The following is a 24446-nucleotide window of genomic DNA, read 5'->3' on the forward strand; positions in this document are numbered from 1 at the left end:
CGGCGGCCCACGGATTCAAGCCGGAGTGCGGGCATGCCGAGCCTAAGCGAGGCACCGAGTGGAGGGGCAAGAGCGTTTTGCTTACTTTTGCGCTCTATCAAAAGTGAGCCGCCGTAAGGGCGGAACCATAACCAGCCACACCCCAAACAACGGATACCCACTCAATCCCCCCGATAAAACACCCGATACCCCACCTGCCCCACCGCCTCATTGATCAACTGCCCACTGCGCCACACCGCCACAAACTCCGGCATCCAGCCGCCCAACGGCCGAGCATTATCCACACCCAAAAAGCCCACCGGCCCCGGCACCACGGTGAAGCCAGCCTTCTCAAAACTCCACACCGCACGCGGCATATGCCACGCCTGGGTCACCACCACCACGCGCTTGATACCTTGAGGCAATAAAATCCCCGCACTCATCTGCGCGTTTTCCCACGTCGTACGGCTGCGCTCTTCCTTCCAGCGCACCGTCACGCCGAAATCATCCTGCATAGAGACGGCCATCAATTCCGCCTCACTGGGCGGCGTGCCGTAATGCAAGCCACCGCTGGTCAACACCGGCAACCCCGACGCCTTGGCCAGCCGCGCGGCATACCGCTGGCGCTCCAACCCGATGCCGGTGGGCTGGTCGCTGCCCCACGCAGGATCACCTCGCTCACGCCCAGACCCCAGCACCACAATCGCATCAGCGCGCTGGGCCAGGGTCGCCCAGTCTTCCCGAGCCAACGCCGGCTCAGTCTCCAGCGCATACGCGCCCCACTGCACCACTACCGGCAGGCTGATCAGCCACATCCCGCCCAACCCAACGGCAAAGCAAAGCCCCGCCAGGCGCGGGCGGCTTTTACGAAACCACCACGCAAGCGCAAGCAACAGCAAGAAAATGCCGGGCGGCAAGAGCAATTGTTTAATGAAATAACGAAAAGGCATCGGGCATCTCCAAAGATGCCCGAAGCCTAGATGCAACGCGGTTTAGCGACAATCTTTACCAGCATCTTTTGAGAAGGCCAACGACTAACGCTGTGCTTCACTTGGACCGGACGGCCCGACGTTTTTCGGGGCCGCGACCGGCAGACACGTCCTTCAGCCAGATCACCTTGGCCGAACGCGAGGTCTCCTGGGTCGGCGGGGAAGCCTGCCCATGAGAGGCACGGTGGTGATTCAATTCCAGGTAGCACTTGATCAGTTCAAGTTCTGCCTGGCTCAAGCCTCGCAACTCCAGTTCCAGAGGCCGCTCATCACGCAATCGGCCTGCTGTTCTTGCGGCGTCCAATGCCCGACCCAACCGGTCGATCAGTCCTTCATACAACTGCGGTTTCGTTAAAGTTCGCTGCGATTCAACCATCCCCTCACCTCATTGAAGATAAGACTCACTCCCCAATAAACAGCGTAGTCCCCACGGCTGCACCTGCCCGGCGCCGCGACAGACGGCCCTGCCTGCGCAATCAGGGTTTCCCTCGATAGAGTGGGGTCATGTATGCTACGGCGCTTCCTGTAACTCCACTTCCCGCAGGGTTTGGGCACGGACGCGCCGCTTTTTGGTGTCGATCAACCTGAACGTTGCACCGAAGAGGATTAGGCCACCCCTATTCAGTTCAAAAGTAGCCATGCACGAACAATATCAGCCCCGTGAAATAGAAAACGCCGCCCAAACCTTCTGGGACGAGCAAAAGTCCTTTGAAGTCAGTGAACAGCCAGGCAAGGAGACTTTCTATTGCCTGTCGATGTTCCCTTACCCCAGCGGCAAGCTACACATGGGGCACGTGCGTAACTACACCATCGGCGATGTGATTTCCCGCTACCAGCGCATGCTCGGCAAAAACGTCCTGCAACCTATGGGTTGGGACGCCTTTGGCATGCCGGCGGAAAACGCCGCGATGAAGAACAACGTGGCGCCCGCCAAGTGGACCTACGAAAACATCGCCTACATGAAGACCCAGCTGCGCAGCCTGGGCCTGGCGGTGGACTGGTCCCGCGAAGTGACCACCTGCAAGCCGGATTACTACCGTTGGGAACAATGGCTGTTCACTCGCCTGTTCGAAAAAGGCGTGATCTACCGTAAAAACGGCACCGTGAACTGGGACCCGATCGACCAGACCGTACTGGCCAACGAGCAGGTGATCGACGGTCGCGGCTGGCGTTCCGGCGCAGTGATCGAAAAACGCCAGATCCCGATGTACTACTTCAAGATCACGGCCTACGCCGATGAACTGCTGTCGAGCCTCGATGACATGCCGGGCTGGCCTGAACAGGTCAAGACCATGCAGCGTAACTGGATCGGCAAATCCAAGGGCATGGAAGTGCAGTTCCCGTACAACGTCGATTCCATCGGAGTTGCCGGCGCGCTGAAAGTCTTCACTACCCGTCCAGATACGCTGATGGGCGCCACCTACGTCGCCGTGGCCGCCGAACACCCGTTGGCCACCCAGGCCGCACAGAACAACCCTGAGCTGCAGGCGTTCATCGCCGAATGCAAAGGCGGCAGCGTCGCCGAAGCCGACGTCGCCACCCAAGAGAAAAAAGGCCTGCCAACCGGCCTGTTCGTCGAGCACCCGCTGACCGGTGAAAAGCTGCCAGTGTGGGTCGCCAACTACGTGCTGATGCACTACGGCGACGGAGCCGTCATGGCTGTGCCGGCTCACGACGAGCGCGATTTCGAGTTCGCCAACAAGTACAGCCTGCCGATCAAGTCCGTCGTGCGCACCAGCGCCGGTGACGCCAACCCGGCCCCGTGGCAAGACGCCTACGGCGAGCACGGCGAACTGATCAACTCCGGCGAGTTCGACGGCCTGGACTTCCAAGGCGCCTTTGACGCCATCGAAGTCGCACTGATCAAGAAAAACCTTGGTGCCTCGCGCACCCAGTTCCGCCTGCGCGACTGGGGCATCAGCCGTCAGCGCTACTGGGGCTGCCCGATCCCGATCATCCACTGCGAAACCTGCGGTGACGTGCCGGTGCCGGAAGACCAGTTGCCTGTGATACTGCCGGAAGACGTGGTGCCGGACGGTGCGGGTTCGCCACTGGCGCGCATGCCCGAGTTCTACGAATGCAGCTGCCCGAAATGCGGCCAGCCTGCCAAACGTGAAACCGACACCATGGACACCTTCGTCGAGTCCTCGTGGTACTACGCCCGCTACGCCTCGCCTCACTATGAAGGCGGCCTGGTGGAGAAATCCGCAGCCGACCATTGGTTGCCGGTGGATCAGTACATCGGCGGCATCGAACACGCGATCCTTCACCTGCTGTACGCACGCTTCTTCCACAAGCTGATGCGCGACGAAGGCCTGGTGAGTTCCGACGAACCGTTCAAGAACCTGCTGACCCAAGGCATGGTGGTCGCCGAGACGTACTACCGCCGCGAAGCCAATGGCGCCTACACCTGGTTCAACCCGGCGGACGTCGAGCTTGAGCGTGACAGCAAAGCCAAGGTCATCAGTGCCAAGCTGATTGCCGACGGCCTGCCGGTGGAAATCGGCGGTACCGAGAAGATGGCCAAGTCCAAGAACAACGGCGTTGACCCGCAGTCGATGATCGATCAGTTCGGCGCCGACACCTGCCGCCTGTTCATGATGTTCGCCTCGCCGCCCGACATGAGCGCCGAATGGTCCGACTCCGGTGTCGAAGGCTCGCACCGTTTCCTCAAGCGCGTCTGGCGCCTGGCCCACGCCCATGTCAGCCAGGGCTTGCCCGGCAAACTGGACGTGGCCAGCCTCAACGACGAGCAGAAAGCCATTCGTCGCAGCACCCACCTGGCCATCCGCCACGCCAGCCAGGACGTGGGCCAGAACCACAAGTTCAACACCGCCATTGCCCAAGTGATGACGCTGATGAACGTGCTGGAAAAGGCGCCGCAAACCACTGAACAAGACCGCGCGCTGGTACAGGAAGGGTTGGAGACAGTCGTCCTGCTGCTGGCGCCAATCACGCCGCACATCAGCCATGACCTGTGGAGCCGTCTGGGCCACAGCGGCGCGGTGATCGACGCCGGCTGGCCGGTGCAGGATGACAGCGCCCTGGTACAGGACACGTTGCAACTGGTGATTCAGGTCAACGGTAAACTGCGTGGCCAGATCGACATGCCGGCCAGCGCCAGCCGTGAAGACGTAGAAGCCGCCGCACGCGTCAACGAAAACGTGCTGCGTTTTACCGAAGGCCTGACGATCCGCAAAGTGATCGTAGTGCCCGGCAAACTGGTCAACATCGTCGCCAGCTGAATCGGATCGGGCGCAGGGCTTGAGCCCTGCGCCGAACAAAACCTCCAAGGCCTCGATATGGCCGACATGGTTTCAAGGGGAGCAACACAATGATCAAACGCAACTTGCTGGTGATGGGCCTTGCTGTGCTGTTGAGCGCCTGCGGCTTCCAACTGCGCGGCACCGGCACCAATGAACTGAGCATCAAGGAACTCGACGTCAGCGCCCGCAACGCCTACGGCGACACCGTGGTTCAGCTGCGCCAGACCCTGGAAAACAGCGGCGTGCATGTCTACACCGGCGCGACCTACAAACTGGTGCTCGTGGACGAGAAAGAAACCCAGCGTAACCTCAGCTATGCGAGCGCCGGCCGAGCGTCGGATATCGAGCTGAATACGTTGGTCGCCTATGAACTGCAAGGCCGCGACCAACTGCCATTGATGGGTGACAAGGTCGAAGTTCAGAAGGTCGTGAGCCACGACGGTAACAACCTGGTCGGTTCGGACTCGGAGACGATCCAGGTTCGCAAGGAAATGCGCCGCGAGCTGATCCAGCGCCTGATGGTTCGCCTGCAACAGCTGACCCCGGAAAAACTGGAAATGCTGCAGCAAACCGCTGACAACAAGGCCAAGGCTGACGCCGACGCCCTGAAAGCCGCGCAAGAGTATGAAGACAACACGCCGAAACAATCGCCTGCTGAAGTTCCAGCCGAGTAAGCCAGACGGGGCGCCCCAGGCGCCCCGTTCGACCCGCCTATGAAACTTGCCCCCGCCCAACTCGCCAAACATCTGCAAGGTGGCCTTGCGCCTGTCTATATCGTCAGCGGTGATGACCCGCTGCTGTGCCAGGAAGCGGCGGACGCCATTCGCACTGCTGCTCGCCAGCAAGGCTTCGATGAACGCCAGGTGTTCAGCGCCGACGCCAGTTTCGACTGGGGAACGCTGCTGCAAGCTGGCGCGAGCATGTCGCTGTTTGCCGAAAAACGCCTGCTGGAGCTGCGCCTGCCGTCGGGCAAGCCCGGTGACAAGGGCGCAGCCGCCTTGATGGAATACTGCTCACGCCCCGCCGAAGACACGGTATTGCTGGTCAGCTTGCCGAAGCTCGACGGCAGCGCGCAGAAAACCAAGTGGGGCAAGGCGCTGGTGGAAGGGCCGCAAACCCAGTTCATCCAGATCTGGCCGGTGGACAGCAACCAGCTGCCGCAGTGGATTCGTCAACGGTTGTCCCAGTCGGGGTTGTCGGCGACACAGGACGCGGTGGAGCTGATTGCTGCGCGGGTCGAAGGCAATTTGCTTGCTGCCGCCCAAGAGATCGAAAAGCTCAAGCTGATGGCCGAAGACGGGCAGATCACTGTCGAAACCGTGCAAGCTGCGGTGGCTGACAGCGCCCGCTTTGACGTGTTCGGGCTGGTGGATGCGATTCTTAACGGCGAACCGGCCCACGCTTTGCGCATGCTCGAAGGGCTGCGCGGCGAAGGCGTGGAGCCTCCGGTGATTCTGTGGGCCCTGGCCCGGGAATTACGGGTGCTGGCCAACATTGCCTTGCAATACAGCCAGGGCATCCCGCTGGACAAAGCCTTCAGCCAGGCAAGGCCGCCGGTGTGGGACAAGCGTAAACCCCTGATGAGCAAAGCCCTGCAACGGCACTCAGCGCAACGCTGGGCGCAGCTTCTGTTGGAGGCGCAACGCATTGATGCGCAAATCAAGGGCCAGGCAGCGGGTTCACCGTGGATGAGCCTGAGCCGTTTGTCGTTGCTGATGGCGGGCCAGCGCCTTACATTGCCGGCCGAGTAACTTTCGTTCCAAACACACCACATCCCCCTGTGGGAGCAGATAAGCCAGCGCCCACATTAACTGTGTCCACTTGATTCTGTGAAAATGCCTACACATCGCCGGGCTTTACAGCCGCACCACTTCGGCAGATGATTTGCCCCGCTCCACCCCACCTATCGAGAGTACCCATTATGAGCAAAAAGCCATCCAAGCATGGCCCCAACAAGGCCAAATCCATCATCGCCCAGCCACTGTTCCGCAGCCGTCAGGAACGCGCCGGCAAGGGCAAAGGCAGCTACCGCCGCGAAGCCTTCCAGTCTAATAGCTGGGAGGCTTCTTACTTTCTGGCTGCTTGAAGGCAAGCGCCCCTTCGGCATGATAAGGTCTGCACCTGATTTGTAATCCCTGGACCTGTGCATGCCCTCTAGTCTTTCCCGTCGTTGGCACCTTCGCCAATTGATCGCTGCCTCCAGCCTCATTCTGCTTGTCGCCTGCGCGGAAAAACCTACCGCTGCGGACGCTCAACCCCTGCCAAAACTGCAGACCGTACCGGCCGTCGCGCCTGCTGTGGTTGCACCCCTGGCTCTGGACAACCTTGATATCCAACCGACCCAGACCTTCGCCGAATGGCAGGCTGGCTTTCGTGTGGAAGCCCTGAAAGCCGGGATTACCGCGGCCGTCTTCGATAATGCCTTCGCCAACGTCACGCCCGACATGGGCGTGATCCGCGCTGACCGCAGCCAGCCGGAATTTTCCCGCCCGGTGTGGGAATACCTCGACGGCGCCCTGTCGCCGGTGCGCGTGCGTAACGGCCAGGCCTTGCTGATCAAGTACGCCGATATCCTGCAAAGCATCGAACAACGGTATGGCGTTGACCGCCAGGCGCTGGTCTCGGTGTGGGGCATGGAAAGCAACTTTGGCCAGTTCCAGGGCAATAATTCGGTGATCCGCTCCCTCGCGACCCTGGCCTATGAAGGCCGTCGCCCGGCATTCGCCCAAGCGCAACTACTGGCGGCGTTGCAGATCATCCAGCATGGCGACATCCAGGCTGACCAGATGAAAGGCTCCTGGGCCGGCGCCATGGGCCAGACCCAGTTCATCCCGACCACCTACAACACCCACGCCGTCGACTTTGATGGCGACGGCCGCCGCGATATCTGGAACAGCCCGGCCGACGCCCTCGCCTCCACTGCGCACTACCTGCAAAGCTCCGGCTGGCAGAAAGGCCAGCCTTGGGGCTTCGAGGTGCAGCAATTGCCGGCGAATTTCGATTACGCCCTGGCTGACGGCGGCATCCGCAAGACCGTCGCCGAATGGCTGAAACTGGGCATCCAGTTGCCGCCTGGCGCGAGCATGCCCGCGAATGTCGACCAACTGTCCGCCGCCCTGCTGCTGCCCGCCGGCTACCGTGGCCCGGCATTCCTGGTGCTGGATAACTTCCGCGCGATCCTCAAGTACAACAACTCCTCGTCCTACGCGCTGGCGGTGGGCCTGTTGTCGGAACGGTTCGCCGGAGGTGGTGTGATTCGTGGCGACTGGCCGAAAGATGAGCTGCCGTTGAGCCGCTCCCAGCGCATGGACCTGCAAACGGCGCTCAGCGCCAAAGGCTATGACGCCGGTAACCCGGACGGGATTATTGGGGCCAATACGCGCAAGGCGATTCGTGCGGCGCAGCAGTCGCTGGGCTGGCCGGCGGATGGGTATCCGACGGTGAAGCTGTTGGAGTCGTTGCAGAGCCAGTGATGGGGGGCTGCTGCTTAATGTGGTAGCGGGCTTGCCCCGCTCACCACATGAAAGCCTCACCCCATCAGGGTTTGAACCACAGCCTGCTCCAACACCACCCGCTGCTCCCCTGCATCCAGCCGCACCCACGCGCCCATCGGCAGCGTCAGGTTCGGATCGCAATGCCCACTGCGCCAGCCGGACAGCACCGGAATGCGCAATGGTTCGAAGGTTTGCTTGAGCAGACGCTCCAGCGCGACGTTATCCACACCCGCCACATCCCCTACCAGCACACCCGCGACCTGCGCCAACTTGCCCGCCAGGCGCAGATGGGTCAGCAGACGGTCGATGCGATAGATCGGCTCGTTGACGTCCTCGATGAACAGGATGATGCCTTCAGCGTCAATCTCGTACGCCGTGCCCATCACTGCCGCAATCATTGAGAGATTACCCCCCAGCAAGCGCCCACAGGCGATGCCAGGCTCGATCGTGGTCAACGGGTAAGCCGCCGGGTGCGCCAACACGCTACCGGCGCCGAGGTCACCGCGCAGCATGCTGAACAGTGACGTCTGCGTGGGTGGCTGCTTGTTTCCCAGCAAGTCGGCATTCAGCATCGGCCCGTGGAAGGTCACGAAGCCTGCGTAGCGGCTGATAGCCAGGTGCAGCGCGGTAATGTCGCTGTAACCGACGAACGGCTTGGGGTTGGCTCGCAGCAGGTCGAAGTCCAGGCGGTCGAGCAGGCGTGGCGTGCCGTAGCCGCCGCGCAGGCAGAAGATGGCGTCGATCTCGGGGTCGGCGAAGGCGGCATGCAGGTCACGCAGGCGTACGTCATCGCTGCCGGCAAGGTAGCCGTCGCGTTCGTACACGCTCGGCAAGATGCGCAATTCGTAGCCCCGGGCACGCATCCATTGCCCGGCTTTTTCAACGTCCAGAGTGGCAGGGCCAGCGGGGGCGATCAGGCCGATGACGCCTTCGGCGCGCAGGGCGGGTACGGCGGCGACGCGTTCAGTGGTCATCCATGTTCTCCGTATGGGTGTCGCACAACGAACTGTGGGAGCTGGCTTGCTTGCGATGCGGGCACCTCGGTGCATCGGGTGCACCGAGGTGATGCTATCGCAGGCAAGCCAGCTCCCACAAAAGCCAGCTCCCACCTGTGTGGCAGCGGCGTTGTTACGAAACCAGGCTAGCCTTGACCAGCTTGGCCTGCTCGTCGGCGTGGTACGAGGAACGCACCAACGGGCCGGACGCCACGTTCTTGAAGCCCATTTTGTAACCTTCCTCGGCGAACCAGGCGAACACGTCCGGGTGCACGAAACGCTGCACTGGCAAGTGGCTGCGGGACGGTTGCAGGTACTGGCCCAGGGTCAGCATGTCGATGTCGTGTTCGCGCATGCGCTTCATGACTTCGATGACTTCTTCGTCGGTCTCGCCCAGGCCCAGCATCAGGCCGGACTTGGTCGGGATGTGCGGCATCATCTGCTTGAATTTCTGCAGCAGGGTCAGCGACCACTGGTAGTCCGAACCCGGACGCGCGGCCTTGTACAGGCGCGGCACGGTTTCCAGGTTGTGGTTGAACACATCCGGCGGCTCGGCGGCGGTGATTTCCAGCGCCACGTCCATACGGCCGCGGTAGTCCGGCACCAGGGTTTCAAGCATCACGTTCGGCGACAGCTTGCGGATCTCGCGGATGCAGTCGGCAAAGTGCTGGGCACCGCCGTCACGCAGGTCGTCGCGGTCTACCGAGGTGATCACAACGTATTTGAGTTTCAGGTCGGCGATGGCGATGGCCAGGCTTTCCGGCTCGTTGACGTCCAGTGGCTTTGGTCGGCCGTGGCCAACGTCGCAGAATGGGCAACGACGGGTGCAGATGTCACCCATGATCATGAAGGTCGCGGTGCCACCGGAGAAGCACTCGCCCAGGTTCGGGCAGGACGCTTCTTCGCACACGCTGTGCAGCTTGTGTTTGCGCAGCAGGGCCTTGATACGGTCGACTTCCGGCGAAACCGGGATGCGCACGCGAATCCAGTCAGGCTTTTTCGGCAGTTCGGTGGTCGGGATGATCTTGACCGGGATGCGTGCAACCTTCTCGGCGCCGCGCAGCTTGACGCCGGCTTCCACCTTGGCACGCGGGGCCGGGGCCGGACGCTCGGTAATGTCCAGCGTCGGGATCATGGTTTGCACTGCATCAGTAGTCATAATCAGTCGATTCCGCCCGTGAGGGTCGTCTGCTCAGCATAGTCGAGGTGTTTGACGAGCTGCGCACGCAGCCGGGCACTTACCTCGGCAAATTTAATCGGTGTGGCGTGGTCGCTCATCTGGGTCATCGCCAACCCGGCATAACCGCACGGGTTGATCCGCCGAAACGGCGCCAGGTCCATGTCCACGTTCAGGGCCAGGCCATGAAAGGAACAGCCGTGGCGAATACGCAGCCCCAAAGAGGCGATTTTCGCGCCGTCCACGTACACACCGGGTGCATCGGGCTTGGCCGCGGCGGTCACGCCGTAACTGGCCAGCAGCTCGATCAGGCAAGCCTCCATACGGCTCACCAGGTCGCGCACGCCGAAACCCAGCTTGCGCACATCCAGCAACAGATAAGCGACAAGCTGACCGGGGCCATGGTAAGTCACTTGGCCACCTCGGTCGACCTGCACCACCGGAATATCACCCGGCAGCAACAGATGTTCGGCCTTGCCGGCCTGGCCCTGGGTGAACACCGGCGGGTGTTCCACCAGCCAGATTTCATCGGGGGCCGAGCTGCCGCGCTCGTTCGTAAAACGCTGCATGGCATGCCAGACGGGCTCGTAGGCCATCTGGCCGAGCTCACGAAAGCCCAGGACCTGAGACATCACAGCACCATGTGCACGAAGCCGGTGGCCCGCAGTTCGCTGTTGATGTCGTAGAGCTGGTCTTGACCCGTCGCAACGATGTGCAACTGGATCGTGGTGTATTTACCGTTGGAGCTCAAACGCTCGTCCACCCGGTTGTCGTTGATCTCTGCGTGTTTACGCACAATCTCAAGAATCTTGTCTTTGTTGCCCACACCGGTATCGCTGATCACCTTGACGGGATAGTCCACGTTTGGGAATTCGATCTTCGGCGCCTTTACTTCTACTTCTTTATCGGTCATGGCGTAACGGCCTCGTAAGCGTAAGCCGTGGCGACGGGCAAAGCCCCGTGTCGGATCAACACGGGGCTTTGCAGGTGCACACTTATCAGTTGAACAAGCTGTAGAAGAATAGACGGATGCTATCCCAGACGCGGCGGAAGATACCACCTTCGTCGACGGCTTCAAGCGCGATCAGGTCGGCGCTGTGGACCACTTTATCGTCCAGCTTCACTTCGACCTTGCCGATAACGTCGCCTTTGGCGATCGGTGCAGTCAGTTGCTGATTCATGGTCATGCTGGCAGCGAGCTTCTTGAGCTGGCCTTTAGGCATGGTCAGGGTCAGGTCGTCGGCCAGGCCAGCCTTGACTTGATGGGTCGCGCCTTTCCATACCGGGGCTTGAGCCAGCTCAGCACCCTTCTGGTAGAAGGTCTGGGTTTCGAAGAAGCGGAAACCGTAGGTCAGCAGCTTTTGCGTTTCAGCCGCACGGGCCTGCTCGCTGTTGGTGCCGAATACCACGGCGATCAGGCGCTGGCCATCACGTACGGCGGACGACACCATGCAGTAGCCGGCTTCGTCGGTGTGGCCGGTTTTCAGGCCATCAACGGTCTTGTCGCGCCACAGCAGCAGGTTGCGGTTAGGCTGCTTGATGTTGTTCCAGAAGAATTCCTTCTGGGAGTAGATCGCGTAGTGCACCGGGTCGACGCGAATGATCGCGCGCGCCAGGATCGCCATGTCGTGAGCCGACGAGTAGTGCTCCGGGTTCGGCAGACCGGTCGGGTTCATGAAGTGGCTGTTGGTCATGCCCAGGTCAGTCACGGTTTTGTTCATCATGTCGGCGAACGCGTCTTCGCTGCCGGCGATGTGCTCCGACAGCGCCACGCTGGCGTCGTTGCCGGACTGGATGATGATGCCGTGCAGCAGGTCGCTCACAGTTACCTGCGAACCCACCTTGATGAACATCCGCGAACCGCCGGTGCGCCAGGCGTTTTCGCTGACGGTCACCGGGTCGTTCTCGCCGATCTGGCCGCGACGGATTTCCAGGGTCGCAATGTAGGCCGTCATCAGCTTGGTCAAGCTGGCGGGCGGCAGGCGCTGGTCACCGTTGTTCTCGACCAGCACGTTGCCGCTGGCGGCATCCATGAGGACCCAGGCCTTGGCGGCCAGTTGCGGGGAAGCCGGCACCATTTCAACCGCCCAGGCGGCCGGGGTGATGATCAGCGAAAGAAGCAGGCACGTGCGTTTGGCTAAGGTGGTGATGTTCATCCGTCTCTCGAAATTGCTTATGGAAACTTGCCCTCGCGGGCAAAACTTATTCAGACAGGCCGTTGCCAGACTGTCGCGTGTTCGGTTGCCCGCTCACCCCTTGCCCCTGGGTTTTTATTCTTCAACGAGCCAACAACCAAGGCCCGGGCGCGCATGCGAACCCGAACCATCAATCCTTTACTTATTCGGCGGTGACCACGCTGGGTTGCCCCAGGTTGGCCAAACGCACGCTGTTCTGCACTTGCGCCACTTCACTCGGCGAACCGATCGGGCCCATGCGCACACGGTGCAGGGTCTGCTGGTTACGCACGATGGAGCTGATAAATACGGGCGCGCTGACCATGCCGCTGAGCTTGGACCTTAACAGTTCCGCCGCATCCGGGTTGGCGAAAGCGCCGACCTGCAGGTATTGCCCGCCCACGGTCGAGGCACCCGGTGCGGCACGCGGCACGACGACCGTGTCCGGCGCGTGCTGCGCCGGTGGTGGCGTCCACTGTTCGATCTTGCCGGCCGACGCGGTGACTTGCGGCTGCTGTGTCTGCGGTTCGTTGAGCATCAACGGCGCCGGTTTGCCACGCTGGGCCCAGTACTGCGCGGGGTCGATCCCTTCAACCTTGACCCGCGCGGTGCCGATTTCGGCATAGCCGAGTTTTTTCGCGGCAGCGTAGGACAAGTCGATGATCCGGTCCGAATAGAACGGCCCACGGTCGTTGACCCGCAGGATCACTGTGCGGTTGTTGTCCAGGTTGGTCACGCGTACATAGCTGGGCAGCGGCAGGGTCTTGTGCGCCGCGCTCATGCCATACAGGTCATAGACTTCGCCGTTGGCGGTGTTCTGGCCATGAAACTTGGTGCCGTACCAGGACGCGGTGCCCGATTGCACGTAGGTCTTGGATTCCTGCAGCGGGAAGTAGTTTTTACCTAGCACGGTGTAAGGGTTGGCCTTGTACGGGCCGGTGTGCAGGGTTGGCGTGGCGTCGGGGATCTTCGACACGTCGACGTCCCACCACGGCGCGCCGTCTTTGTGCGCGCGGTTGATGTCCAGGCCCGGCTGGGCACGGACGATTCCGCCACCCGACTTTTGCGCCGGTGCGCGGTTGGTGGTGGATGAACAACTGACAACCAGCAAGGACAACGCGGCAAACGCCACCAGCTTGAGCGGTTTTTTGAACGGCGATGCCCGCATTACTTGTTGCCCCGTGCTTGGACCAGCATGTCTGACAGCTGATGCACGGCCATGGCGTACATCACACTGCGGTTATAACGCGTGATTGCGTAAAAATTCTTCAGGCCCATCCAGTATTCCGGGCCGTTTTCGCCTTCCAGGCGGAACGCCGTCACCGGCATGTCATCGCGTGGCGCATTCTGACTCGACCAGCCCAGCGCCCGCAACTCCCCGACCGTCTTCGCAGGCTCGATACCCTGGGTCAGGCCTTCGTCGGCGCGGTCCCCGGTCACGTCGGCACGGATGACGACCGGCTCGCCGGCAACCCAGCCATGGCGCTTGAAGTAGCTGGCCACGCTGCCGATGGCATCGTCCGGGTTGCTCCAGATATTGATGTGGCCGTCGCCGTCAAAATCCACCGCGTACGCGCGAAAGCTGCTCGGCATGAATTGCGGCAAGCCCATCGCCCCGGCGTAGGAGCCCTTGAGGGTCAGCGGGTCGACCTGCTCTTCACGGGCCAGCAACAGGAATTCGCGCAGTTCCTTGCGGAAGAACTCGGCGCGCGGCGGGTAATCGAAGCCCAGGGTCGACAACGCATCGATCACCCGGTAACTGCCGGTATTGCGCCCGTAAAAGGTTTCAATGCCGATGATCGCGACAATTACCTGGGCTGGCACGCCGTATTCCTGCTCGGCGCGGGCCAGCACGGCTTCGTGCTGGCGCCAGAAGTCCACACCCCGGGCCACGCGGGCGTCGGTGAGGAACATCGGGCGGTATTCTTTCCACTGCTTAACCCGCTCGGCGGGGCGCGAAATAGCATCGAGGATCGCCTGCTTGCGCTGGGCTTCGCGGAACACGCCCATCAGCTGTTCACCGGCGAAACCGTAGTCGCGGGTCATCTCACCGACAAATTCGGCGACCTGGGGCGAGCCATCGTAGTCACCGGCCTGCGCCTCTTGCGTCGCGCCCAGCAGCCCAATCAGGCCCATCCAGGACGCGTGCCGAGTCGCCCAGCCGCGCATTACTTGCATTGACATCTTCACCTTATTCAAACCTGTGCGATCCATTTGCGATGCGTATGAATCGACATCAAAACCCCAAACGCTGACATCAAAGTCACCAGCGAAGTTCCGCCGTAGCTAATGAATGGCAACGGCACCCCAACCACCGGCAGCAGGCCACTGACCATACCGATGTTGACGAAAACGTAAACAAAAAAAGTCATGGTCAGGCTGCCGGCGAGCAACTTGCCGAACAGCGTCTGCGCCTGGGCGGTGATCACCAGGCCGCGCCCAATCAACAGCACATAGATCAGCAACAAGGCGCAAATGCCCACCAGGCCGAACTCTTCGCCCAATACCGCAATAATGAAGTCGGTGTGGCTCTCGGGCAAAAAGTCGAGGTGCGACTGAGTGCCCAGTAACCAACCCTTACCAAATACCCCACCGGAACCGATGGCGGCCTTGGACTGAATAATGTTCCAGCCGGTGCCCAGCGGGTCGCTTTCCGGGTCGAGGAAGGTCAGGATCCGCTGCTTCTGGTAGTCGTGCATAAAGAAGAACCACATCGCCACGGCCACCGGGATCGCGGCGGCCAGCACGCTGAGAATCCAGCGCCAGCGCAGCCCGCCCATAAACAGTACGAACGCGCCGCCGGCGAGGATCAGCAGCGAGGTGCCGAGGTCGGGCTGGCGCACGATCAGGATAAACGGCACGCCGATCAGGATCAGGCTGACGCCCACGTGCTTGAGCTGCGGCGGCAAGGTGCGCTTGGACAGGTACCAGGCGATGGTCGCCGGCATCAGGATCTTGAGGAACTCCGACGGCTGGAAGCGAATCACCCCCGGTATGTTGATCCAGCGGGTCGCGCCCATGGCGTTGTGGCCCATCACGTCCACCACCACCAGCAGCAATACGCCGACGACGTAACCCAGCGGCACCCAGCGCGCCATGAACCGCGGCTCCAACTGGGCGATCACCACCATCGAGAGCAAGCCCAGGCCGAACGAAGACGCCTGCTTGATCAGCAGGTCCCAGTTCTTGCCACTGGCCGAATACAGCACGAACAGGCTGCCGGCCGCGAGGGTCAGCAGCAGGATTAGCAAAGGGCCATCAATGTGCATGCGTTGCAGCAACGTCGCACGGCGACGCATCACATCCTCGCTTGAGAGGATGCGGTCAAAATTACTCTTCACGGGCCGTAACCTCGGTGCTTGAAGGGGGGCCGCCATATTCGGGCTTGAGCCTGCCGTCGTCGGCCAGCAGCCAGGCGTCCATGATCTGACGCACCACAGGTGCCGCGACGCCGGAGCCGGATTCACCGTTCTCGACCATCACCGCCACCACGATTTTCGGCGCGTCCGCCGGGGCGAAGCCGACAAACAAGGCGTGGTCGCGGTGGCGTTCCTGAACCTTGGAACGGTCGTATTTTTCGCCCTGCTTGATCGCGACCACCTGGGCGGTGCCGCTTTTGCCGGCAATGCGGTACTGCGCGCCGGCGGCCGCTTTACGAGCGGTGCCACGGGCGCCGTGCATCACTTGCTGCATGCCGTGGTTGACCTTGGTCCAGTCGGACGGGTCACGCAGCACGATGTCGGGGATCGGGTTTTCATCCACCGGCTTTTCGCCTTCGATGGTCTTGGCCAGGTGCGGCCGGTTCCAGACGCCCTTATTGGCCACCAACGCCGTGGCTTGCGCCAGTTGCAACGGTGTGGCCTGCATGTAGCCCTGGCCGATCCCGAGGATCAGGGTTTCGCCCGGGAACCAGGCTTGGCGGCGGGTCGCGCGCTTCCACTCCCGCGATGGCATCAGGCCTGGCGATTCCTCGAACATGTCCAGGGAGACTTTCTGACCGAGGCCGAACTTGCCCATATAGGCAGACAGGCGATCGATCCCCAGCTTGTGGGCCAGATCGTAAAAATAGGTGTCGTTGGAGCGCATGATTGCGGTGTCCAAATCGACGTAGCCGTCACCAGTGCGGTTCCAGTTGCGGTATTTGTGGTCGTAGTTGGGCAGCATGTAATAGCCCGGGTCGAACACTCGGCTTGAGGCCGTGACCACACCCGAATCCAGGCCGGCAATCGCCACCGCCGGCTTGATCGTCGAACCGGGCGGGTACAGGCCGCGCAGCACGCGATTGAACAGTGGCCGGTCGATGGAATCACGCAGCTCGGCATAGGCCTTGAAGCTAATCCCCGTCACGAACAGGTTGGGGTCGAAACTCGGCTGGCTGACCATGGCCAGCACTTCACCCGTGGTCGGGTCCAGCGCCACCACGGCCCCGCGTCGCCCGCCCAGCGCCATCTCGGCCGCTTCCTGCAACTTGATGTCCAGGCTCAGCACAATGTCCTTGCCCGGCACCGGGTCGGTGCGCTTGAGCACCCGCAGCACGCGGCCACGGGCGTTGGTCTCGACTTCTTCGTAACCCACCTGGCCGTGCAATTCCGGCTCGTAGAAACGCTCGATGCCGGTTTTGCCGATATGGTGGGTGCCGCTGTAATTGACCGGGTCGAGGCTTTTCAGCTCTTTCTCGTTGATCCGCCCCATGTAGCCGACGGAGTGCGCAAAGTGCGGCCCTTGCGGGTAATGCCGCACCAATTGCGCCACCACTTCCACACCGGGCAGGCGGAACTGGTTCACCGCGATCCGCGCGATCTGCTCTTCGTTCAGCTCAAACAGGATCGGCACCGGCTCGAAAGGTCGGCGCCCCTGCTTCATGCGCTTTTCGAAGATCACCCGGTCTTCCGGCGTCAGCTGCAGCACCTCGACGATCACATCGAGGATCTGCTGCCAATCGCCGGAACGCTCGCGGGTCATGCTCAGGCTGAAGCTGGGCCGGTTATCCGCGACCACCACGCCATTGCGGTCGAAAATCAGCCCACGGGTCGGCGGAATCGGCTGCACATGCACCCGGTTGTTTTCCGACAGCGTGGAGTGATAGTCGTACTGGATCACCTGCAGGAAATACAGGCGTGCGATCAGCACCGCGATCAACCCCACCACCAGAAAGGCGCCGAACACGACCCGCGCGCGTACCAGACGTGCGTCTTTCTCGTGGTCCTTGATGCGGATCGGCTGAGTCATCGGGAGGGGCGCAGATTATTTGTGGTAAGGGTGCCCGGACAGAACTGTCCAGGCGCGATACAGCTGTTCACCGATCAGAATCCTTACCAACGGGTGCGGCAGCGTCAGCGCCGACAGCGACCAGCGCTGGTCCGCCCGCGCACAGACTTCCGGCGCCAGCCCTTCGGGGCCGCCGACCATGAAGTTGACGGTGCGCGAATCCAGGCGCCAGCGATCCAGCTCCACCGCCAATTGCTCGGTGCTCCAGGGTTTGCCGTGCACTTCCAGGGTGACGATGCGCTCGTTGGGGCCGACCTTGGCCAGCATGGCTTCGCCTTCCTGACGGATAAAGCGCGCCACGTCGGCATTCTTGCCCCGGGTGTTGAGCGGTATTTCCACCAATTCCAGCGACAGCTCAGCGGGCAGACGCTTGGCATACTCGTGCCAGCCTTCTTCCACCCACTTGGGCATGCGTGAACCGACAGCGATCAGACGCAGGCGCACAGCCGTTCCTTATTCCTGGTCTTTGTTGAGCTTGTCGAAGTGCGCGTGGCCCACTTCCGGGTTGTGGTGCTTGCCATCGGCGGCACGGCTCTGCTCGGCGCCTTTCCACAGACGCTCCAGGTCGTAGAACTGACGGGCGTTGGAGGTCATCATGTGAACGATCACGTCGTCCATGTCCAACAGCACCCAGTCGCTGTCGCCCTTTCCTTCTTCACCCAATGGCTTCACGCCTTGGGCTTTGACGGCTTCGCGGACCTTGTCGAGCATCGCGCCGATCTGGCGGTTCGAGGTACCGGTGGCGATGATCATGAAGTCAGTGATGCTTTGCTTGTCACGCACGTCCAGGACCTGGATGTCCTGGGCCTTCACGTCTTCCAGGGCAGCCACGGCCACTTTTACCAGCTCTTCGCCAGCCAGTTCCGGGCCAACGTGGGCTTCTACCGGCAGCGGCGCGCTTTTGAAGGTGCCTTTGCGCTTAACTTTGCTTACGTCTTTGTTCGTCATATAAAACTCGTTTTGCTCGTATGTTCGGGCGCTTGCTGCACGATTTTTCGTGCGTTCAAGCGCGCCTTTTCAGTTCGACGCACGGTAAAGCCCGTGCGCATCGATGTAGGCCAGGACCGCGTCAGGCACCAGGAAACGTACCGACTTACCGCTGGCCAGCAGTTGACGGATCTGGGTGGCGGACACCGCAAGCGGGGTCTGCCAGACGAATGCAATATTCCCGTTCGGCCCGGTCAGGGCCAAGGGGTCACTTACCGACCGCGCGGCCAGCAGGTTGCGCAAGGCATCCGGCGGTTCGCTGTCGGCATCCGGGCGTTGCAAAACCAGGATGTGGCAATGCTGGAGGAGTTCCTCCCAGCGGTGCCAAGAGGGCAGGCCGCAAAATGCGTCCCAGCCCAGAAGCAGAAACAACTGGTCATCCGCGGCCAACTCGGCACGCATCAGTTCCAGGGTATCGACAGTGTAGGACGGTTTATCACGCTTGAGCTCGTGGTCGTCCACCACCAGCGGCGCTATGCCTTCCACCGCCAGGCGCACCATTTCCAGGCGCTGTTGCGCCGACACCTGCGGCGTGTCGCGATGCGGCGGCCGCGCGTTAGGCATCACACGCAGCTCATCCAGCGCGAGGGCATCCGCGACTTCCAGTGCACTGCGCAAGTGGCCGATGTGCACGGGGTCGAAAGTGCCGCCGAGCAGCCCAATGCGTTTAGCCATCAAGTGCGCACATGACCGTCGCCGAACACCACGTACTTCTCGCTGGTCAGGCCTTCCAGGCCAACCGGGCCGCGTGCGTGGAGCTTGTCGGTGGAGATGCCGATCTCCGCCCCCAGGCCATACTCGAAGCCGTCGGCAAAGCGCGTCGAGGCGTTGATCATCACCGAAGCGGAATCCACTTCGTTGAGGAAACGCCGGGCATCACTGAAATGCTCGGAAACAATGGCGTCGGTGTGCTTGGAGCCGTATTTGTTGATGTGTTCGATGGCCTGATCCAGGTCGTCGACGATGCGGATCGACAGGATCGGCGCCGTGTATTCGGTGTACCAGTCTTGCTCAGTCGCCTCGATCACGTCGGCGCCCAGCAATGCACGGGTGCGTTCACAACCGCGCAATTCAACGCCCTTGTCGCGGTAAATGGCAGCCAGCGGCGGCAGCACGCGCTCGGCAATGCCGACGTGCACCAGCAGGGTTTCCATGGTGTTGCACGGCGCGTAGCGGTGGGTCTTGGCGTTGTCGGCGATGCGGATCGCCTTGTCGATGTCGGCGGCGACGTCGATGAACACGTGGCAGACGCCGTCCAGGTGCTTGATAACTGGCACCTTGGCATCGCGGCTCACGCGCTCGATCAGGCCCTTGCCACCGCGCGGCACGATCACGTCGACGAATTCCGGCATGGTGATCAGCGCGCCAACGGCGGCGCGGTCAGTGGTCTCGACCACTTGCACCACGTCGGCCGGCAACTCGGCCACGGCCAGGCCTTGCTGGATGCAGGCGGCGATAGCACGGTTGGAATTGATCGCCTCGGAACCACCACGCAGGATGGTGGCGTTGCCGGACTTGAGGCACAGGCTCGCGGCGTCGATGGTCACGTTCGGGCGCGACTCGTAAATGATGCCGATCACGCCCAGGGGCACACGCATCTTGCCCACCTGGATGCCGGACGGCAGGTAACGCATGTCGCGGATTTCACCGATGGGGTCAGGCAGCTTGGCCACCTGACGCAGGCCTTCGATCATGTCGTCGATACGTGCCGGGGTCAGCGCCAGGCGGTCCAGCAGGGCCGGCTCCAGGCCATTGGCGCGGCCGTTGGCCAGGTCCAGTTCGTTGGCGGCGGCCAGCTCGGAGCGCGAAGCATCCAGAGCATCGGCGGCGGCCAGCAGGGCACGGTTCTTCTGCGCAGTGCTCGCACGGGCGATCAACCGCGAGGCCTGACGGGCAGCGCGACCCAGGCGGGTCATGTAGTCAAGAACGGACTCAGTCATGGTCAGGGAGTCTTGGCAGGGAGGAAAGCGGCAGATTATAGCTGTGACGCCGCCCGACTGACAGCGGTGCGGGGCGGATGGTCGAAATGAACTGTAAAAACCCGGGGTTCAGCGGTAATTAAGGTGGGAGTTGTTATTATTCCGTCACATTTAGCCGTATTAACCGCCAAACGCCATGAATGTCATGACCCCGCAACGCCCCGCCAGCGCCCTGCCCGACCACTTCTTCGACCGCGACGCGCAACTGCTTGCGCGAGATTTGCTCGGAAAAGTCATACGTCATCGCGTGGGAAATCTCTGGCTTTCAGCTCGAATTATTGAAACCGAAGCCTATTACGTGGCCGAAAAAGGCAGCCACGCCTCACTCGGCTACACAGAAAAGCGTAAGGCTTTGTTTCTGGATGGCGGGCACATCTACATGTACTACGCCCGTGGCGGTGACTCGTTGAACTTCAGCGCCCATGGCCCGGGCAATGCCGTGCTGATCAAGTCGGCGTACCCGTGGGTCGACGACGTCTGCGGGCCGGCCAGCCTGGCGCAGATGCTGCTGAACAACCCGAACGTCGACGGCAGCCCGCGCGCCGCGCAGAAGCTCTGCGCCGGCCAGACCCTGCTGTGCAAGGCACTGGGCCTGAAAGTGCCGATGTGGGACGCCAAGCGCTTCGACCAGGAATTGCTCTATGTTGAAGACGTGGGCCAGACGCCTTCGCAGATCATCCAGACCACCCGTCTGGGCATTCCCAGCGGGCGCGATGAGCACCTGATGTACCGCTTCGTCGATGCTGGCTATGCGCCGTATTGCACGCGGAACCCGCTGCGCCGGGGGCAGGTCGAAGGCCGCGATTATTATTTGATTTGAATGAAAACATCAAAACCGGCAGCGCAGAGATCCAATGTGGGAGCGGGCTTGCTCGCGAATGCGGTGTATCAGTGAAGGAAGCCGTAGCTGACACACCGCATTCGCGAGCAAGCCAGCTCCCACAATTGATCTCCACGGGCTCTGGTTATGTATTGCATGGATGGAGTAACAATTTATGAGCCAATGGCTCGATAGCATTACCGGCTGGCTGACTCTGAACCCTGAATGGCTGGCGGTGGCAGTGTTTGTCGTCGCATGCGTGGAATGCCTGGCCATCGCCGGGCTGATCGTACCCGGCACGGTGTTGCTGTTTGCGATTGCAGCATTGGCCGGCAGCGGCGCGCTGTCCTTGAGTGAAACCTTGCTGCTGGGGTTTCTCGGCGGGTTATTGGGCGACGGGGTTTCGTACTTCCTGGGCCGACATTTCCACCAGAACATCCGGCGTTTGCCGGGCCTGCGTCAGCACCCGGAATGGATGAATGGCGCCGAAACCTACTTCCACAAGTATGGAATCGCCAGCCTGCTGGTAGGGCGTTTCATCGGCCCGCTGCGGCCCATGCTGCCGATGGTGGCCGGGATGTGTGACATGCCGTTTCCGCGCTTTGCCGCCGTGAGCGTTGTGGCCGCCGCCGGCTGGTCAGTCGCGTACCTGCTGCCGGGCTGGGCCACCGGCGCTGCATTCCGCCTGCCATTGCCGGAAGGTTTCTGGCCGGAAGCCGCGATTGTCGCTGCCTGCCTGGCGGTATTGCTCGGGTTGAGCTTGAACAGCAGCCTGCGCGGCCATCGTCGCGCCACGCTGTGGATCGGTTGCGCCAGCCTGACCTTGCTGATCGCGCTGTTTATTGGCTATCCGCACCTCAACCACTTCGATCAAGGCCTGAGCGCGCTGGTGCAGGAGCATCGCAGCCCGTGGCTGGACGAGGTGATGGTGCGCATCACCCAACTGGGTGAGTTCAAGAAGATGTTTGTCGCCAGCGCCGTGTTCACTGGCTTGCTGTTACTGGCGCGACAATGGCGCCATGCCGTGTTTGTCGGCGCGACCCTGGCCGGGGCGGCAGTGATCAACACCGGCACCAAGCTGTTTTTTGCGCGTGGCCGCCCGGAAATCCTGACCGACCCGCTGACCAGCTTCAGCATGCCGAGTGGCCACGCCTCCGGCGCCTTTGCGTTTTTCCTGGCGTTGGCGGTGCTGGCCGGGCGTGGGCAACCCACGCGGTTGCGCCTGACCTGGATGCTGATGGGCTGCATCCCCGCCGCGTTCATTGCCTTGTCACGGGTTTACCTGGGCGCGCACTGGCCGACGGACATCTTGGCCGGCACGCTGTTGGCGATGACCATGTGCGCGTTCAGCCTGAGCGTCATCCAGTATCAAAGCCCGTTGCCGGCCCTGCCGCGGAAAACCTGGTGGCTGCTGCTGCCAACACTGGTGGCGGTGCTGAGCTTTATCGCCCTCACCGGCACACCGCACGCCCTGCTGCGCTACGCCTATTGAGTGAACAGTTCGCCCTGCAACTCGTCGAGCAACATCTGGATCGCATCCAGCCGTTGCTGCGGGTCGTCGAGTTGCAGCAGGTCGATCTTGTCGGCCTCGGTGAACGGCAGCAGGTACGCCAGCTGATTGCCCAGGGATTGCTGGCCATCCGCTTCGTTGCCCATGTCCAGCGAGGCGACCATCGGATGTTCGGCCAGGGCATGAAGTAACGCCAACAGGTCGGCGTCCTCTTCTTCCAATGGCTGGTCCGGCAGTTCTTCGAGCCATTGCACCTCGGCGACCAGCAACTGGTCCTTCTGCGCACCGGCGTCACGCACGCGGAACCGGCGCCCGCCTTCGACGCGAATCCCGAGCAGGCCGTTGTCCTGTTGCTTGAAGTCGCGAATCAGCGCTTCGCAGCCGATCAGCGCATAGCCATCAGGCGCCATGCCCACTTCCTTGCCGTCGAGGATGCACACCACGCCAAAGCTTTCGCCCTTTTTCATGCAGCGGCTGATCATGTCCAGGTAGCGTGCCTCGAACAGTTGCAGGTCGAGGGTGCAGCCAGGGAACAGCACGGTATTGAGCGGGAACAGCGCCAGACTCATAAAGGTTTCCTTAAACCCGGTTTAAACAATCACCGACACGGCCAACGGCAAAAACACCGCCGTGGCCACGCCCATCAGACTCATGGCCAGCGCTGCAAAGGCGCCGCACTCTTCGCTTTCCTGCAAGGCCACCGAAGTGCCGACGGCATGGGCGGTCATGCCCAGGGCCATGCCGCGCGCTTCGGGGCTGTGCACACCGAGGCGCGAGAGGTAGGCCGGACCGATCATCGCGCCAATCACGCCGGTGATCAGCACAAACACCGCCGCCAAGGCCGCCACACCGCCGATCTGCTCGGCCACCAGCATGGCGATCGGTGACGTCACCGACTTGGGCGCCATGGTCATCAGCATCATGTGTTCGGCGCCGAACCACCAGCCCAGCAAGACACACAAGCCGGTGGCCAACACGCCGCCTATCACCAGCGTAGTAAAAATCGGCCAGAACAATTGGCGAATCCGCCGCAGGTTCAGATAAAGCGGCACCGCCAGGGCGACGGTGGCGGGGCCGAGCAGGATGCCCATGATCTCGGTGCTCTTGCGGTACTCGGCGTAGGTCAGGCCGCAGGTGAGCAACACACCAATCACCAGCAACATGGACACCAGCACCGGTTGCAGGAAGGTCCAGCGGGTTTTCTCGAAGGCCGCCAGCACTAATTGATAGGCGCCAAGGGTGATGCCAATGCCGAATAACGGATGGTGAATGACCGCCGTCCAGGCGCCCTGCCAGTCGAAGGTCATTGATCCTTCTCCTTGCGCTTGACCAGGTGCTGCATCAATACACCGACAAACCCCATGGCAACCACCAGCGACAACACCAGCGCGCCGACAATGGCCCAGAAATCCGCAGCAATATCTTTGGCGTAGACCATCACGCCCACCGCCGGCGGCACCAGCAGCAACGGCAGGTAGCGCAACAGGCTGCTCGCCGCCAGGCTCAATGGTTCGCCGACTTCGCCGCGCCAGATCAAAAAACCCAGCATCAGCAGCAAGCCAATGATCGGCCCCGGCAGCACCGGCACCAGCAAATGGTTGATCGCGGTGCCGATCAATTGAAACAACACCAGCCATGTCAGGCCTCGTAACAGCATCCGTCCTCTCCCCCTCAACGCTCGCGCGCATTATAAGCACGCCCGCCCTATGCTCCGGCATTCGCCAAAAGCATGGTGGGTTGACCGGGCCTGTTGCCCATGATGATCTACCATGGATTTCGCACACCTATAAAAACCGATGAACCAAGGA

The 24446-nt window shown here is 61.8% G+C and carries 25 protein-coding genes; 7 read left to right on the forward strand and 18 right to left on the reverse strand.

Annotation, left to right across the window (positions count from 1 at the left end):
• Positions 1–161: 161 nt before the first annotated feature.
• Positions 162–929 (reverse strand): YdcF family protein, encoded by a 768-nt coding sequence (locus WBB95_RS26285; protein WP_424490232.1) that lies wholly within the window; start codon positions 927–929, stop codon positions 162–164.
• 97 nt (positions 930–1026) lie between these two features.
• Positions 1027–1344: a hypothetical protein gene (locus tag WBB95_RS26290; protein WP_424490233.1), complete on the reverse strand. Its 318-nt coding sequence runs from the start codon at positions 1342–1344 to the stop codon at positions 1027–1029.
• Between the two features lie 262 nt (positions 1345–1606).
• Here WBB95_RS26290 and leuS point away from each other — a divergent pair, with 262 nt between their 5' ends.
• The 5 genes from leuS to WBB95_RS26315 all read left to right on the forward strand — a co-directional run bounded on the left by leuS (position 1607) and on the right by WBB95_RS26315 (position 7707).
• Positions 1607–4213 carry a leucine--tRNA ligase gene (leuS, locus tag WBB95_RS26295; RefSeq protein ID WP_424490234.1) on the forward strand — a complete coding sequence of 869 codons (2607 nt, stop codon included), beginning with the start codon at positions 1607–1609 and terminating at the stop codon, positions 4211–4213.
• Positions 4214–4302: 89 nt separating this feature from the next.
• Positions 4303–4908, forward strand: coding sequence for an LPS assembly lipoprotein LptE (lptE, locus tag WBB95_RS26300; RefSeq protein ID WP_424490235.1), 606 nt, complete (start codon positions 4303–4305; stop codon positions 4906–4908).
• Positions 4909–4947: 39 nt separating this feature from the next.
• The gene (gene holA / locus WBB95_RS26305; protein WP_424490236.1) at positions 4948–5985 is read left to right on the forward strand and encodes a DNA polymerase III subunit delta; all 1038 of its coding nucleotides are present in this window, start codon (positions 4948–4950) and stop codon (positions 5983–5985) included.
• 170 nt (positions 5986–6155) lie between these two features.
• Positions 6156–6320 carry an alternative ribosome rescue factor ArfA gene (gene arfA / locus WBB95_RS26310; RefSeq protein WP_003176285.1) on the forward strand — a complete coding sequence of 55 codons (165 nt, stop codon included), beginning with the start codon at positions 6156–6158 and terminating at the stop codon, positions 6318–6320.
• 61 nt (positions 6321–6381) lie between these two features.
• Positions 6382–7707: a lytic murein transglycosylase gene (locus WBB95_RS26315; RefSeq protein ID WP_424490237.1), complete on the forward strand. Its 1326-nt coding sequence runs from the start codon at positions 6382–6384 to the stop codon at positions 7705–7707.
• Positions 7708–7763: 56 nt separating this feature from the next.
• Here the strand turns inward: WBB95_RS26315 and WBB95_RS26320 are convergent, their stop codons facing one another.
• The 13 genes from WBB95_RS26320 to WBB95_RS26380 all read right to left on the reverse strand — a co-directional run bounded on the left by WBB95_RS26320 (position 7764) and on the right by WBB95_RS26380 (position 20269).
• On the reverse strand, positions 7764–8702 hold the full coding sequence (locus WBB95_RS26320) for a S66 peptidase family protein (protein ID WP_424490238.1): 939 nt from the start codon (positions 8700–8702) through the stop codon (positions 7764–7766).
• A 154-nt stretch (positions 8703–8856) separates the two neighbouring features.
• Positions 8857–9858: a lipoyl synthase gene (lipA, locus tag WBB95_RS26325; protein ID WP_163003191.1), complete on the reverse strand. Its 1002-nt coding sequence runs from the start codon at positions 9856–9858 to the stop codon at positions 8857–8859.
• A gap of 26 nt (positions 9859–9884) precedes the next feature.
• Complete coding sequence (gene lipB, locus WBB95_RS26330) at positions 9885–10532, reverse strand: lipoyl(octanoyl) transferase LipB (RefSeq protein WP_424490239.1); 648 nt, start codon at positions 10530–10532, stop codon at positions 9885–9887.
• Positions 10532–10813 (reverse strand): DUF493 domain-containing protein, encoded by a 282-nt coding sequence (locus WBB95_RS26335; protein WP_424490240.1) that lies wholly within the window; start codon positions 10811–10813, stop codon positions 10532–10534. The genes lipB and WBB95_RS26335 overlap by 1 nt, the downstream gene beginning before the upstream one ends.
• An 85-nt stretch (positions 10814–10898) precedes the next feature.
• A complete protein-coding gene (locus WBB95_RS26340; protein ID WP_424490241.1) occupies positions 10899–12056 on the reverse strand; it encodes a D-alanyl-D-alanine carboxypeptidase family protein in 1158 nt (385 codons plus the stop codon).
• Between the two features lie 181 nt (positions 12057–12237).
• The gene (locus tag WBB95_RS26345) at positions 12238–13242 is read right to left on the reverse strand and encodes a septal ring lytic transglycosylase RlpA family protein (RefSeq protein ID WP_424490242.1); all 1005 of its coding nucleotides are present in this window, start codon (positions 13240–13242) and stop codon (positions 12238–12240) included.
• Positions 13242–14252 (reverse strand): lytic murein transglycosylase B, encoded by a 1011-nt coding sequence (gene mltB, locus WBB95_RS26350; protein ID WP_424490243.1) that lies wholly within the window; start codon positions 14250–14252, stop codon positions 13242–13244. The genes WBB95_RS26345 and mltB overlap by 1 nt, the downstream gene beginning before the upstream one ends.
• Before the next feature lie 17 nt (positions 14253–14269).
• Positions 14270–15373, reverse strand: coding sequence for a rod shape-determining protein RodA (gene rodA, locus WBB95_RS26355; RefSeq protein WP_065911239.1), 1104 nt, complete (start codon positions 15371–15373; stop codon positions 14270–14272).
• A 31-nt stretch (positions 15374–15404) separates the two neighbouring features.
• Complete coding sequence (gene mrdA / locus WBB95_RS26360) at positions 15405–17303, reverse strand: penicillin-binding protein 2 (RefSeq protein WP_424490244.1); 1899 nt, start codon at positions 17301–17303, stop codon at positions 15405–15407.
• 15 nt (positions 17304–17318) lie between these two features.
• Complete coding sequence (gene rlmH, locus WBB95_RS26365; RefSeq protein WP_003176297.1) at positions 17319–17786, reverse strand: 23S rRNA (pseudouridine(1915)-N(3))-methyltransferase RlmH; 468 nt, start codon at positions 17784–17786, stop codon at positions 17319–17321.
• A 9-nt stretch (positions 17787–17795) separates the two neighbouring features.
• Complete coding sequence (gene rsfS / locus WBB95_RS26370; RefSeq protein ID WP_058412893.1) at positions 17796–18290, reverse strand: ribosome silencing factor; 495 nt, start codon at positions 18288–18290, stop codon at positions 17796–17798.
• 69 nt (positions 18291–18359) lie between these two features.
• Entirely contained in the window at positions 18360–19004 is a 645-nt protein-coding gene (gene nadD, locus WBB95_RS26375; protein WP_424490245.1) for a nicotinate-nucleotide adenylyltransferase, read from the reverse strand.
• Positions 19004–20269 carry a glutamate-5-semialdehyde dehydrogenase gene (locus tag WBB95_RS26380; RefSeq protein WP_424490246.1) on the reverse strand — a complete coding sequence of 422 codons (1266 nt, stop codon included), beginning with the start codon at positions 20267–20269 and terminating at the stop codon, positions 19004–19006. The genes nadD and WBB95_RS26380 overlap by 1 nt, the downstream gene beginning before the upstream one ends.
• A 175-nt stretch (positions 20270–20444) precedes the next feature.
• Here WBB95_RS26380 and WBB95_RS26385 point away from each other — a divergent pair, with 175 nt between their 5' ends.
• Both WBB95_RS26385 and WBB95_RS26390 read left to right on the forward strand, forming a co-directional pair.
• Positions 20445–21128 (forward strand): DNA-3-methyladenine glycosylase, encoded by a 684-nt coding sequence (locus tag WBB95_RS26385; RefSeq protein ID WP_424490247.1) that lies wholly within the window; start codon positions 20445–20447, stop codon positions 21126–21128.
• A gap of 175 nt (positions 21129–21303) precedes the next feature.
• Positions 21304–22620, forward strand: coding sequence for a bifunctional DedA family/phosphatase PAP2 family protein (locus WBB95_RS26390; RefSeq protein WP_424490248.1), 1317 nt, complete (start codon positions 21304–21306; stop codon positions 22618–22620).
• Here WBB95_RS26390 and WBB95_RS26395 read toward each other — a convergent pair.
• Genes WBB95_RS26395 through WBB95_RS26405 form a run of 3 tightly spaced genes read right to left on the reverse strand, consistent with a single transcriptional unit; the run spans position 22614 to position 24295 of the window.
• Entirely contained in the window at positions 22614–23207 is a 594-nt protein-coding gene (locus WBB95_RS26395; protein ID WP_424490249.1) for an LON peptidase substrate-binding domain-containing protein, read from the reverse strand. The genes WBB95_RS26390 and WBB95_RS26395 overlap by 7 nt on opposite strands.
• Positions 23208–23228: 21 nt before the next feature.
• Positions 23229–23945: an LrgB family protein gene (locus WBB95_RS26400; protein WP_424490250.1), complete on the reverse strand. Its 717-nt coding sequence runs from the start codon at positions 23943–23945 to the stop codon at positions 23229–23231.
• Positions 23942–24295 carry a CidA/LrgA family protein gene (locus WBB95_RS26405; protein ID WP_424490251.1) on the reverse strand — a complete coding sequence of 118 codons (354 nt, stop codon included), beginning with the start codon at positions 24293–24295 and terminating at the stop codon, positions 23942–23944. The genes WBB95_RS26400 and WBB95_RS26405 overlap by 4 nt, the downstream gene beginning before the upstream one ends.
• Between the last annotated feature and the right edge of the window lie 151 nt (positions 24296–24446).

The sequence above is a fragment of the Pseudomonas sp. genome (genome assembly GCF_049645325.1).
GTDB lineage: Bacteria > Pseudomonadota > Gammaproteobacteria > Pseudomonadales > Pseudomonadaceae > Aquipseudomonas.